The sequence below is a fragment of the Streptomyces sp. UNOC14_S4 genome (assembly GCF_020740835.1).
Lineage (GTDB): Bacteria > Actinomycetota > Actinomycetes > Streptomycetales > Streptomycetaceae > Streptomyces.
Genome location: NZ_JAINFC010000184.1, coordinates 1 through 13,149 on the forward strand (window position 1 = coordinate 1; position 13,149 = coordinate 13,149).

The window sequence follows — 13,149 nt, forward strand, 5'->3', positions numbered from 1 at the left end:
GTGCGCCGCCGGGCCGTCGTCGCCCAGCTGCCCTTCGGGAGCCCCGAGCGGTACGGAAAACCGGACGAGGACACGGGGGATCCGGAGCCGGTGCGCGATCCGTCGCCCCTGCACCTGCCGCAGCACGTGCTGACGCGGGAGCTGCGCGCCGCGCTCGCCCTGGAGAACCGCGTACGGATCGTCCCGGGCGGCCGCCTGGACGCGCTGCGGCAGGACGCGGCCGGGGTCACCGCGCACACCAAGGGCGACAAGGGCGGCCACTGGCGTGGCAGTTACCTCGTCGGCTGCGACGGCGCCCGGTCGACCGTGCGCAAGCTGCTGGGTGCCCGCTTCCCGGGGCGTACGGCCGTCGAGCGGTACGCGGTCGCGGCGCTCCGCGCCGAGCTGCCCTGGCCCGGCGAGGCGCTGCTGCACCGCTCGCCGCCGCGCGGCAGCGAGGTGACGGCCCGCCCGCTGCCGGGCGGCATCTGGCGGCTGGACTGGCTGCTGCCGCCGGACGGTGAACTGGTCACGCCCGACGCGCTGCTCGCACTCGTGCGTGACTCCCTGACCGCGTGGTGCGGGGACGTGCCGCCGTACGAGCTCCTGGACACCGGTGTGCACGCCGTGCACCACCGGCTCACGCGCCGGATGCGCACCGGGCGCGCCTTCCTCGCCGGGGACGCCGCCCACCTGCTCGGGGCACTCGGCACCCAGGGGCTCGACGAGGGGCTCCAGGACGCCGGGAACCTGGCCTGGAAGCTGGCGCTGGCCTGGCATCACGGCGCTTCCGAGGCCCTGCTCGACAGCTATCAGGCGGAGCGCCGCGGGGCGATCGTGGCCCGGCTGCGCGCGGCCGACAGGGTCCTGCACACAGTGCGCGGCACGGGCGGATGGCACACGGCACGGCGCACGCTGATGCCGGGCGCCACGCGCGGGCACGACAGTCTGCTCACGGACGGCCACTTGGGGCGCGGCGTTCTGGGCGCGCCCCCCGTCTACGCCCGTACGCCCCTGGCCCCGGCCTCGCCGCCCGCGGGCTCCGTGGGGGTGGGCACGGCTCCGGGGGCCCTGGTCGAGGACGTCCCGGTCACCACGCCGGACGGGTCCATGACCGGGCTGCGGGACCGGCTCGGCGGAGACCTGCTGGTGGTGCTCGTCGCGCCCGGGACGGGGGTGTGGGAGCGACGGCACTGGCTCGGCGCCGGGCTCATGCCGCGCCTGGCGTCCGCCGTCGGCGCGCTGCCCATGCGGGCGGAACTCCTCGTCGCCGAGGGCTATCCGGGCGCGGACGCCCACACCGTGCTGGTGGTACGCCCGGACGGCCACCTGGTGGCCGCGCTGTCGGGGGTGCGGGCGGCGGAACTGTACGCCTGCGCGGACGCGGTGCGGGGTGGCGCGGCGGCGCCGCGGGCGTTCGGCGAGGAGAGCCCGGAAGGCTCCGGGTTCCCCGACGCCGCGCAAGGCGCGGGGGGTTCCGGGATCCCCGAGGACTCCGGGGACGGTGCGCCCGACGAGGCGGAGGGGAGCGCACGGCACACCGGCGAGCCCGACGGTGCTCCCAGTGAGGCCACGGCCAATCGTTGACCGGCCCGTACGGCCGTGGTTGACTCCGGAACGTGACTGACAACGGCGTGCGTTTCTGGCGGAGGGTCCATGTGGACCTCGTCCGCTACGCGGGCTGCGTCTGTCGTCCGTCCTGCTGATCCGCTCCCTCTTCGCGTGGCCCTGTCGTGTGCGGCCGCGCGCTCCTTCGCGATCGCTCAGGACGGTTTCCCGTGTTCCTTCCGCTGCCCGTGCCCATGCCCTCGTCACGGCACACGTCCGTCGCTCCTTCTTCCCCTCGTCACCCTCGTCACCCTCGTGCCGCAACGGTCCCGGCCACGCCTTCGGCGGCCGACCTCCTCGCCTTCACCCGCCGTACCGCCGCGGACGCCGGCCTTGTCGCCTCCTTGCCGCTCGATCCGGAGGGCCGCACCTGGGTGCGGATCCCGGGGCCGGGCGGCAGCGAGGCATGGCTCATCGGCTGGCCGCCGGGGGCCGGTACGGGCTGGCACGATCACGGCGGCTCGCACGGTGCCTTCGCCGCGGCGGCGGGGCGGCTGACAGAGCAGTCGCTGGCCGTCCAACTGCCCACGGAGGGCTGGAAGACACTGGAGCTGGCGGACGGCGTCGACCGGGAGCGCGAACTCCGCGACGGCCAGGGCCGGGCTTTCGGCCCGCACCACGTGCACCAGGTGATCAACAGCTCGCGGACGGAGCACGCCGTCTCCGTCCACGCCTACTACCCGCCGCTGCCGATGATGCGGCGCTACAGCCGTACGGGGCAGGTGCTGCGGCTGGAGCAGGTGGAGTGGGCACAGGAGTGGGTGTGAGCGGGGAACTCCGGGGCCGGGGCCCGGGCCCCGGCATGCGGGTCGAGGAGCTGCTGGCCGCCGCCCGTGCGGGTCTGGACCGCCTGGGGCCCGCCGAGGCCGCCGCGGTGCAGACCGCGGGCGGGCTGCTGGTCGACATCCGCTACGCGGCGTTGCGCGAGCGCGACGGGACCGTCCCCGGGGCGCTCGTCGTGGAACGCAACGAGCTGGAGTGGCGACTGGACCCCGCGTGCGAGTTCCGCGCGGCGGAGGCCACCGGGCACGACCTCCGGGTGGTGGTGTTCTGCGACGAGGGCTACGCGTCCAGCCTGGCCGCGGTCTCACTGCGACTGCTGGGCCTCCGCCACGCCACGGACCTGGACGGCGGCTTCCAGGCCTGGCGGGCAGCCGGCCTCCCGGTGGACCACTGACACCGCGCCGGCACCACGCCGACGACGGAATGAGGCGGCGGAATGAGGCAGCGGAGCGAGCGGGCGCGGCTGCCCGCCTTCACCGGCCCTCACCGGCCCGCAGCGACCGGACAGCACTCCGGCAGGGCCCTCGGCAGGCAGGGCAGCCCGACCCGCCGGACATTCCGGCTGCCAGGCCATCACGCCGCCAGGCAAACCCGTCGCCAGGCGATCCCGTCGCCGGCCCATCACGCGTCCGGCAGCCAGTGGTCCAGCAGTTCGGCGTCCTCGCCTTCCTCCTCCAGAGCCTCACGCACCACGCGCAGGGCGAGGCCCTCCGCGTAGCCCTTGCGGGCGAGCATGCCCGCAAGGCGGCGCAGCCGTTTCTCCCGGTCCAGGCCGCGCGTGGCCCGCAGCTTGCGCCGCACCAGCTCGCGGGCCGTGCTCTCCTCCTGGTCGGAGTCGAGCTGCCCGACGGCCTCGTCGATCAGCGCGGAGTCCACGCCCTTGGTGCGCAGCTCGCGTGCCAGGGCCCGGCGGGCGAGCCCCCGGCCGTGGTGCCGGGACTCCACCCACGCGTCGGCGAACGCCGCGTCGTCGATCAGGCCCGCGTCCTCGAAGCGGGCCAGCACCTCTTCCGCGGCCTCCGCCGGGATACCGCGCTTGGCCAGCGCGTCCGCGAGCTGCTTGCGGGTGCGCGGGGATCCGGTGAGCAGACGCAGACAGATCGCCCGCGCCTGCTCCTCCGGCCGTGGTGGTGCCCCGCCCCCGGCCCTCGACGGGGAGGGGGCACCACCACTGGTCCGGTCGTCCGCACCCGCGCCCGGCAGACCCCTCACGGGCTCCGGTACGGGGTGCTCCGATCGCCGTGTCACGGGATCAGCTCTTGGCAGCCGTGGCCTTGGCCGCCTTGCCGGTGGACTTCGCCGGGGCGGGCACCGTCTTGGCCGCGGCGTCCTCGGCCGGAGCCTGCTCGGCCTCCGGGGTCTCGCCGCCGCGGGTGCCGACGCCCAGCTTGTCCTTGATCTTCTTCTCGATCTCGTTGGCGAGGTCGGGGTTGTCCTTCAGGAAGTTGCGGGCGTTCTCCTTGCCCTGGCCGAGCTGGTCGCCCTCGTAGGTGTACCAGGCACCGGCCTTGCGGATGAAGCCGTGCTCGACACCCATGTCGATCAGGCCGCCCTCGCGGCTGATGCCCTGGCCGTAGAGGATGTCGAACTCGGCCTGCTTGAAGGGCGGCGCGACCTTGTTCTTGACGACCTTGCAGCGGGTGCGGTTGCCGACGGCCTCGGTGCCGTCCTTCAGGGTCTCGATGCGGCGGATGTCGATGCGCACCGAGGCGTAGAACTTCAGCGCCCGGCCACCGGTCGTGGTCTCCGGGGAGCCGAACATGACGCCGATCTTCTCGCGGAGCTGGTTGATGAAGATCGCGGTGGTCTTGGACTGGTTGAGCGCGCTGGTGATCTTCCGGAGCGCCTGGCTCATCAGCCGGGCCTGGAGGCCCACGTGCGAGTCGCCCATCTCGCCCTCGATCTCGGCGCGCGGCACCAGGGCCGCCACGGAGTCGATGACGATCAGGTCGAGCGCGCCGGAGCGCACCAGCATGTCGACGATCTCCAGGGCCTGCTCGCCGTTGTCCGGCTGGGACAGGATGAGGTTGTCGATGTCGACGCCGAGCTTCCTGGCGTACTCGGGGTCGAGGGCGTGCTCGGCGTCCACGAAGGCCACCGTGCCGCCGGCACGCTGGGCGTTGGCCACGGCGTGCAGGGTCAGGGTCGTCTTGCCGGAGGACTCCGGGCCGTAGATCTCCACCACACGGCCGCGCGGGAGCCCGCCGACGCCGAGCGCGACGTCGAGAGCGGTCGACCCGGTGGAGATGACCTCGATCGGCTCGTTCGGCCGCTCGCCGAGCCGCATCACGGCGCCCTTGCCGAATTGCCGTTCAATCTGTGCGAGCGCGGCGTCCAGTGCCTTCTCGCGGTCGGTGCCTGCCATGGGTTCCACCCGGTTTGCTTGAGTCGATCGCTTCACGTCAACGACGCTAACGCGTGCCACTGACAATGGGCCCCGGGCACCGCCCCGCCCTGTGGATAACGTGCCTCTCCCGAGTCTCCCGACGGGCCCTGGGCACCCATAAGAATGGATGTTCGATTTTGGTGTCAAGTGCACCACGCCAGCCCCGGCTCAGCGCTCGCGCAGCGCCCGGAACAGCCGTGCCAGCAGGGAGAGCCGCGGCCCGTCGTCGTCCCGCCCGCCGTGCACCCGCGGGTCGTGGGTGACCTCGTAGCGCTTCACATAGGCCCCCAGGAAGCCCTGGAGCGTCGCGGTCGCCGGGATGGCGATCAGCGCGCCCACCGCGCCGAGCAGCGCCGTGCCCGCGATCACCGAGCCGAAGGCGACGGCCGGGTGGATGTCCACGGTCCTGGCGGTGATCCGGGGCTGGAGCACGTAGTTCTCGAACTGCTGATAGATCACGACGAACGCGAGCACCCAGACCGCGTACCAGGGGTCCACGGTGAAGGCGATCAGCATCGGCAGCGCCCCCGCCAGATAGGTGCCGACGGTGGGGATGAACTGGGAGACGAAACCGACCCAGATCGCGAGCGCCGGGGCGTAGGGCACGCCGAGGATCACCAGCAGGACGTAGTGCGCGACGCCGGAGATCAGCGCCATCAGGGCGCGCGAGTAGAGGTAGCCGCCCGTCTTGGCCACCGCGAGCTCCCAGGCTCGCAGCACCTCCGCCTGCCGGTCCGGGGGCAGCACGGAGCACAGGGCACGGCGCAGACGGGGCCCGTCGGCCGCGAGGTAGAACGCGAACAGCACCACCGTGAGCAGCTGGAACAGCCCGCCGAGAACGGTGGCGGAGAGATCCAGCACCCCGCCTGCACTGCTCTTCACGTACTTCTGCAGCCAGTCCGAGTGCAGCACGCTCCGCTGGATCTCCACCCGGGAGAAGTCGGTGTGGAACGTCCGGTTGACCCAGCCGATCACCGTGTCCACATAGGCGGGGAAGTTCTCCACGATGGTCGTGATCTGGTCGGCGAGCATCGAGCCGAGCAGGGTGAAGAAGCCCGCCACGGCCACCGCGACGGCCAGGAGGACCAGGCCCGTGGCGAGCCCGCGCCGCATGCCGCGCGCGGCCAGCCGTGCCACGGCGGGCTCGACGGCCAGGGCGAGGAAGAACGCGATCAGGACATCGATCAGCAGCCCGACGAGCCGGTGGAAGGCCCAGTCAGCCAGCTGGAAACAGGCGAGCAGGGCGAGTGCCACCACCATCGCCCGCGGCAGCCAGGGCGGCATGCGCGTCCCGGTCCCCGGGCGGGGGTGCGGTTCGGCTTCCGGAGCGGTGTCGTCTGCGGCCACGGGGCAAGTGTGGGTGACCCCCGGGGCGATTCCGGGTGACCGCCCGTGCGGGGCGCGTCGCTCGCCCGAGTGATCACAGGACGGCGTCCGCCGAGCGGTTCGCGGGGCCACGTCCCGGAGCGTTTCCGTCAGGCCGGGGGAAGACCCGGGAGGAAGCCCCGCCCGGGAGAGCCCCGGAGACGGTCAGCGCCGGTCGTCGGGCACCTCCAGCGCCCTGCACACCCCGCGCCACACGTCCTTCGCGTTCCAGCCGGCGTCCAGCGCCTCGTGCACGGTCCTCCCGCCGAGCTCGGACATCACGTGATCGCGCGCGAAGGAATCGGCGTACGCCTCACCGAAGTGATCCGCCATCCGCTGCCAGAAGACCGTCAACCGCATGAGACCAGTATCCCGCCCCTGAGGGTGCTGCCGAGCACGAGCCGGTGACCTGCGCCGCGATCGGCCCTACGGTCTTTGCATGGCCCGATCCGGAGCATCCCCCGTAGCCCGTGCCGAGCGGTTCATGTGGCTGACCGCCCGTGTCCTCGAACAGCGCAGATTCGCGTTCCACTTCCTGGACGGCAGTCCCGATGCCGTCGAGTCCGCCCTGACGGCCTATCTGGGTGCGGACGGGGGGTACGGCTACGCCCTGGAGCCCGATCTGCGCGGACCCGTGAGCCAGCCCTTGCACACCGCCCACGCCCTGCACGTCCTCCACGAGATCGGCCGCTGCGCGGACCGGCGGGTGGAGCGCGTCTGCCGCTATCTGACGGCCGTCTCCACCCCGGACGGCGCCCTGCCCGCCCTGCACCCCTCGCTGCGCGGCTATCCGGCGGCCCCCTGGATCCCCGTGGTGGACGACCCGCCGAGCGACCTCCTCGCGACCGGCCCCGTGGTGGGGCTGCTGCACCGCAACGCGGTGTGGCACGCATGGCTGTTCCGGGCCACCGACTTCTGCTGGGCCGCGGTCGAGGCCCTCGCCAACGGGGCGAAGACCCACCCCTACGAGGTCGAGGCCGCCGTCGCCTTCCTCGACGGCGCCCCCGACCGCCCGCGCGCCGAGTCGGTGGCGGAACGGCTGGGCCGCGTCGTACGGGAGCAGCGGCTGGCGGTCCTGGACCCGGACCGGGCGGCGGACCACCCCGTTCCGGACGGTTACGCGCCCGGCGAGCACCACTTCGCGTACGACTTCGCCCGGACCCCGGACTCCGTGGCCCGCCGCTGGTTCACCGACGCCGAGATCGACCGCTCCCTGGAGTACCTCGCGGCGTCGCAGGAGGAGGACGGCGGCTGGCCGGTGCGCTGGCGCGAGTGGGCTCCGGGCACGGGTCTCGAGTGCCGCCCGATGGTGACGATCACTTCGCTGCTCGCCCTGCGCGCCTACGGGCGGGCGCTGTGACCACGCGGCGCCCCCGTCGTCCCTGACCCGTCCCCAGGCCGCCGTAGCGCCTCCGGCCTGCGCTTCCGGGGCGTTGTCAGTGGTGCGGTGCACGATGGGGTGCATGGCGGACGACAGCGTGGCCGGCTCGGCGGCCGAAGCGGCGGACGGCCCGACGGGGGCCCTCGCGGGGTTCTCCCCCGCGACACGTGCGTGGTTCACGGGCGCGTTCACGGCGCCGACGGCGGCACAGTGCGGAGCGTGGCGGGCGATCGCCGCGGGTTCCGACGTGCTGGTGGTCGCCCCGACAGGTTCGGGCAAGACCCTGGCCGCGTTCCTCGCCTCCCTGGACCGGCTGGCGAGCACGTCTCCGCCCGCCGAGCCCAGGAAGCGCTGCCGGGTGCTCTACGTGTCACCCCTCAAGGCCCTCGCCGTCGACGTCGAGCGGAACCTCCGCAGCCCGCTGACGGGCATCCGCCAGGAGTCCGTGCGGCTGGGGGTGCCGGAGCCCGACGTCCGGGTGGGCATCCGCTCCGGTGACACCCCGGCCGCCGAGCGGCGCGCGATGGCCACCCGGCCCCCGGACATCCTCATCACCACCCCCGAGTCGCTGTTCCTGATGCTCACCTCGGCCTCGCGGGACGCCCTGGCGGGCGTGGAGACGGTCATCCTGGACGAGGTGCACGCCGTGGCGGGCACCAAGCGCGGCGCGCACCTCGCCCTGTCCCTGGAGCGCCTCGACGCCCTCCTGCCGCGCCCCGCCCGGCGCATCGGCCTGTCGGCCACCGTCCGGCCGGTCGACGAGGTGGCCCGCTTCCTGTCGCCGGGGCGCAAGGTGGAGGTCGTCCAGCCGCGTTCCGGCAAGGAGTTCGACCTGTCGGTGGTCGTCCCGGTGGAGGACCTCGGGGAGCTGGGCGCCTCGCCCGCGCAGGAGGGCGGCGACGGCAAGGACAAGCCGTCGATCTGGCCCCACGTGGAGGAGCGGATCGCCGACCTCGTCCAGGACCACCGCTCGACGATCGTCTTCGCCAACTCCCGCCGCCTCGCCGAGCGGCTGTGCAACAGGCTCAACGAGATCGCCTACGAGCGGGCCACCGGCGAGCCCCTGCCCGAGCACCACTCGCCCGCCGAGCTGATGGCGGAGGCCGGCGCGGCCAAGGGGGCGCCCCCGGTGCTCGCCCGCGCGCACCACGGCTCGGTCTCCAAGGAGCAGCGGGCGCTGGTGGAGGAGGACCTCAAGGCGGGACGGCTGCCCGCGGTCGTCGCCACCTCCAGCCTGGAGCTGGGCATCGACATGGGCGCGGTGGACCTGGTCGTCCAGGTGGAGTCCCCGCCGTCGGTCGCCTCCGGGCTGCAGCGCGTCGGCCGTGCCGGGCACCAGGTGGGCGCGGTCTCCACCGGCGTGGTCTTCCCCAAGTACCGGGGCGACCTGGTGCAGGCGGCCGTGGTCACCGAGCGGATGCGCGAGGGGGCCATCGAGTCGCTGCGCGTCCCGGCCAATCCGCTGGATGTGCTGGCCCAGCAGATCGTCGCCATGACGGCCATGGACACCTGGGACGTGACGGAGCTGCTGGCCCTGGTCCGGCGCGCGGCGCCGTTCGCCGCGCTGCCCGAGTCGGCCTTCACCGCGGTGCTGGACATGCTCGCGGGGCGCTATCCGTCCGACGCCTTCGCCGAGTTGCGCCCCCGCCTCGTCTGGGACCGCGTGGCCGGGACGGTCACAGGGCGGCCCGGCGCGCAGCGGCTCGCCGTCACCTCCGGCGGCACCATCCCCGACCGCGGCCTGTTCGGTGTCTTCCTCGCGGGGGCGGACCCCAAGAAGGGCGGCGGCCGCGTCGGCGAGCTGGACGAGGAGATGGTCTACGAGTCCCGGGTGGGCGACGTCTTCACCCTCGGCACCACGTCGTGGCGGATCGAGGACATCACCCGTGACCGCGTCCTGGTGAGCCCGGCGCCGGGCGTCCCCGGGCGGCTGCCGTTCTGGAAGGGCGACCAACTGGGGCGCCCGCTCGAACTGGGGCGCGCCCTGGGCGCGTTCCTGCGCGAGATCGGCGGCCTGTCGCCCGGCCGCGCCCGCGAGCGGCTGACCGCGGCGGGGCTCGACGCGTGGGCGGCGGAGAACGTCCTGTCCTACCTGGCCGAGCAGCGCCAGGCGTGCGGCCATGTGCCGGACGACCGGACCGTCGTCGTGGAGCGCTTCCGCGACGAGCTGGGCGACTGGCGGGTCGTCGTCCACTCGCCGTTCGGTGCCCAGGTGCACGCCCCCTGGGCCCTGGCGCTGGGCGCGCGGCTGGCGGAGCGGTACGGCATGGACGCCCAGGTGATGCACGCCGACGACGGCATCGTGCTGCGCCTGCCGGACACCGAGCTCATGGACCTCGGCTTGTCCGACGCCGATCCGGCCCCGCGGGACGGGGCGTACGACGCCGGGCTGTCCCCCGTCGGCGCCGCGGACGTCACCTTCGACAAGGGCGAGATCGGCCGGATCGTGACCGACCAGGTGGGCGGCTCCGCGCTGTTCGCCTCCCGGTTCCGCGAGTGTGCCGCCCGCGCGCTGCTGCTGCCCCGCCGCACCCCGGGCAGGCGCACCCCGCTGTGGCAGCAGCGCCAGCGGGCCGCCCAGCTGCTCCAGGTGGCCGAGGAGTTCGGCTCGTTCCCGATCATCCTGGAGGCCGTCCGCGAGTGCCTCCAGGACGTCTTCGACGTCCCGGGCCTGACGGAGCTCATGGGGGACATCGAGGCCCGCCGCGTGCGGCTGGTGGAGGTGACCACCCCGGAGCCCTCGCCGTTCGCCCGTTCGCTGCTCTTCGGCTATGTGGCCCAGTTCCTGTACGAGGGCGACTCGCCCCTCGCCGAGCGCCGCGCGGCGGCCCTCTCCCTGGACTCGCGGCTCCTGGCCGAGCTGCTGGGCCAGGCCGAGCTGCGCGAGCTGCTCGACGCCGACGTGCTCGCCGAACTGGAGCGCGAGCTCCAGTGGCTGACCGAGGACCGGCGCGCCAAGGACGCCGAGGCCGTCGCCGACCTGCTGCGCGTTCTCGGCCCGCTCACCGCGGCGGAGCTGGGCGAGCGGGGCGCCGAGCCGACGTGGCCGGAGGAGCTGGCGGCCGCCCGCCGGGCCGTTCGCGTCCGGATCGCCGGACGGGAGCACTGGGCGGCCGTGGAGGACGCCGGGCGGCTGCGGGACGCCCTGGGCACGGCGCTGCCCGTCGGGGTGCCCGAGGCGTTCACGGAGCCCGTGAAGGACCCGCTCGGGGATCTCCTGGCCCGCTTCGCCCGTACGCACGGGCCGTTCACCTCCGCGCAGGCGGCGGCCCGTTTCGGCCTCGGCACGGCGGTGACCGACGGCGCACTGCACCGGCTCGCGGCGAACGGCCGTGTCGTCCAGGGCGAGTTCCACCCCGCCGGCATCGGCCAGGAGTGGTGCGACGCCACCGTCCTGCGGCGGCTGCGGCGCCGCTCGCTGGCGGCGCTCCGGCAGGAGCTGGAGCCGGTGCCGCCCACCGCGCTGGCCGTTTTCCTCCCCCAGTGGCAGCACGTCGGGACGCACAGCCTGCGGGGCATCGACGGGCTGGTGCGCGCGATCGAGCAGTTGCAGGGCGCGCCCGTGCCCGCCTCCGCCCTGGAGAAGCTGGTGCTGCCCGCCCGGGTGGCCGACTTCTCCCCCACGATGCTCGACGAACTGACCGCCGCGGGCGAGGTCGTGTGGGCAGGCGCCGGTGCCCTGCCCGGGAAGGACGGCTGGGTGTCGCTGATGCTCGCGGACACCGCGCCGCTGCTGCTGTCCCCGCCCCATCCGCTGGAGCTCTCCCCCGTCCACCAAGCCGTACTCGACGCCCTGTCCGGCGGCTACGGCTTGTTCTTCCGTCAGATCGCCGAGCGGGTACGGGCCGTGGACCCGGGATGCACCGACCCGCAGATCGCCGACGCCGTGTGGGACCTCGCCTGGTCCGGCCGCCTCACCAACGACACCCTCGCCCCGCTGCGCGCACTCCTCGGCTCGGGCAGGACGGCGGGCTCCACCGCGCACCGCGCGCGGCGCGCCGTGCCGCGCGGGCGCTTCGGCTCGTTCCCGGGCCGGGCGGGCCTCGGCGCGGCCCCGACGGCGTCGCGCGGCGGGCCGCCGACGGTCGCGGGCCGCTGGTCCCTGCTGCCCACGCACGAGCCCGACCCGACGCACCGGGCGCACGCCCTGGCCCGTACGCTCCTCGACCGGCACGGCGTGGTGACGCGGGGCGCGGTGGCCGCCGAGGGTGTCGAGGGCGGCTTCTCGGCCGCGTACCGCGTGCTGTCCGCCTTCGAGGAGAGCGGGCAGGCCCGGCGCGGATACGTGGTCGAGGGCCTGGGCGCCGCGCAGTTCGCCATGGACGGCGCGGTCGACCGGCTGCGTGCCGTGAGCACGGCCCGCGAGCGAGCGGCGGGCAGCGCCACCGACTCCGCCGCCCCTCCATGGGGCGACCCTGCCGCCGAACGGCGGGACGGGCGCCGTCGGGCGGTCGTCCTGGCCGCAGCCGACCCCGCCAACGCGTACGGCGCCGCGCTCCCCTGGCCCGAGCCGCCCGCGGGTTCGACGCACAAGCCCGGACGCAAGGCGGGGTCGCTGGTCGTGCTGGTCGACGGAGCGCTGGCGCTCTACGTGGAGCGCGGCGGCAAGACGCTGCTGGCCTGGCCCCAGCAGGAGAGCGCCGAGGAGGCGACGGCCGACGACGCGGGGCTCCGGGAAGCGGCGGCCGCCCTGGCGGACGCGGCCCGCGCGGGCGCACTGGGCACGGTCACTGTCGAGCGCGTCAACGGCTCCCCGGCCCTCTCGTCGCCCCTGGGGCCGCTGCTGGAAACCGCGGGCTTCCACGCCACCCCGCGCGGGCTGCGGCTGCGCGCCTCCTGAGCCAACTGCCGGACCATGGCCCCGGGGCGCCCGAGGCGCTCAGAACGCACACCATGCGCCCCGGGCGCCGCAGGGGCGGCATCATGGCGGCATGCCCGAAGGAGACACGGTCTGGCACACCGCGGACGCCCTGCACCGCGCGCTCGCGGACCGTCCGCTGACCCGCTCCGACCTGCGCGTGCCCAGGCTCGCCACCACGGATCTCACGGGGCGCCGCGTCGTCGGGGTCGTCCCGCGCGGCAAGCACCTGCTGACGCGCGTCGAGGGCGGTCTCACCCTGCACTCGCACCTCGGCATGGACGGCTCCTGGCGGCTCTACGCCCCCGGTGAGCGCTGGCGCGGCGGCCCGCAGCACCAGATCCGCGCCGTACTGGCCAACGCCGACCGTACGGCCGTGGGCTACCGGCTGCCCGCGCTGGACCTGCTGCGCACCGCCGACGAGGCCAGGGTCGTGGGCCATCTCGGGCCCGATCTCCTGGGGCCCGGCTGGGACCCGGACGAGGCCCTGCGCAGGCTGCTCGCCGAGCCCGGCCGGGCCGTGGGCGAGGCGGTGCTCGACCAGCGCAATCTCGCCGGGATCGGCAACGTCTACAAGTCCGAGCTGTGCTTCGCGCTCCAGGTGTCGCCGTGGCTGCCGGTCTCCCTGCTCCCCGAGCCGGAGCGGCTGGTGACACTGGCCAGGCAGTTCCTGGAGGCCAACAAGGCGCGGGCGGTCCGGGTCACCACCGGCGATCCGCGCCCCGGTCGGCAGCTGTGGGTGTACGGCCGGGACGGGCGGCCGTGCCGACGCTGCGGGGTGCTTGTGCG

11 protein-coding genes are annotated in these 13,149 nt (G+C 74.5%); 7 read left to right on the forward strand and 4 right to left on the reverse strand.

Translation table 11 applies throughout. The annotated features are described in order from the left end of the window. From K6I34_RS18065 to K6I34_RS18075, 4 genes are all read left to right on the forward strand, one after another. Positions 1–1,566: FAD-dependent monooxygenase (locus tag K6I34_RS18065; protein ID WP_229327304.1), on the forward strand; the 1,566-nt coding region annotated here is incomplete at its 5' end. 71 nt (positions 1,567–1,637) lie between these two features. Next, positions 1,638–1,685 (forward strand): hypothetical protein, encoded by a 48-nt coding sequence (locus tag K6I34_RS38905; protein ID WP_309506048.1) that lies wholly within the window; start codon positions 1,638–1,640, stop codon positions 1,683–1,685. A gap of 96 nt (positions 1,686–1,781) precedes the next feature. Then, positions 1,782–2,354 carry a cysteine dioxygenase gene (locus tag K6I34_RS18070; protein WP_238489212.1) on the forward strand — a complete coding sequence of 191 codons (573 nt, stop codon included), beginning with the start codon at positions 1,782–1,784 and terminating at the stop codon, positions 2,352–2,354. 35 nt (positions 2,355–2,389) lie between these two features. Further along, entirely contained in the window at positions 2,390–2,764 is a 375-nt protein-coding gene (locus K6I34_RS18075) for a rhodanese-like domain-containing protein (protein ID WP_229327312.1), read from the forward strand. A 227-nt stretch (positions 2,765–2,991) separates the two neighbouring features. Here K6I34_RS18075 and recX read toward each other — a convergent pair whose 3' ends face one another. The 4 genes from recX to K6I34_RS18095 all read right to left on the reverse strand — a co-directional run bounded on the left by recX (position 2,992) and on the right by K6I34_RS18095 (position 6,481). Further along, positions 2,992–3,582 (reverse strand): recombination regulator RecX, encoded by a 591-nt coding sequence (gene recX, locus K6I34_RS18080; RefSeq protein ID WP_229327313.1) that lies wholly within the window; start codon positions 3,580–3,582, stop codon positions 2,992–2,994. 40 nt (positions 3,583–3,622) lie between these two features. Next, positions 3,623–4,735, reverse strand: coding sequence for a recombinase RecA (gene recA, locus K6I34_RS18085; RefSeq protein WP_229327306.1), 1,113 nt, complete (start codon positions 4,733–4,735; stop codon positions 3,623–3,625). 189 nt (positions 4,736–4,924) lie between these two features. Further along, entirely contained in the window at positions 4,925–6,040 is a 1,116-nt protein-coding gene (locus tag K6I34_RS18090; protein WP_374230955.1) for an AI-2E family transporter, read from the reverse strand. 246 nt (positions 6,041–6,286) lie between these two features. Then, positions 6,287–6,481: a DUF3046 domain-containing protein gene (locus K6I34_RS18095; RefSeq protein ID WP_229327308.1), complete on the reverse strand. Its 195-nt coding sequence runs from the start codon at positions 6,479–6,481 to the stop codon at positions 6,287–6,289. Between the two features lie 79 nt (positions 6,482–6,560). Here K6I34_RS18095 and K6I34_RS18100 point away from each other — a divergent pair, with 79 nt between their 5' ends. From K6I34_RS18100 to K6I34_RS18110, 3 genes are all read left to right on the forward strand, one after another. Beyond that, positions 6,561–7,481, forward strand: coding sequence for a hypothetical protein (locus K6I34_RS18100; protein WP_229327309.1), 921 nt, complete (start codon positions 6,561–6,563; stop codon positions 7,479–7,481). A gap of 103 nt (positions 7,482–7,584) precedes the next feature. Beyond that, complete coding sequence (locus tag K6I34_RS18105) at positions 7,585–12,342, forward strand: ATP-dependent helicase (protein WP_229327310.1); 4,758 nt, start codon at positions 7,585–7,587, stop codon at positions 12,340–12,342. A 91-nt stretch (positions 12,343–12,433) separates the two neighbouring features. Beyond that, a partial coding sequence (locus K6I34_RS18110) for a DNA-formamidopyrimidine glycosylase family protein (protein WP_229327311.1) occupies positions 12,434–13,149 on the forward strand: 716 nt, incomplete at its 3' end.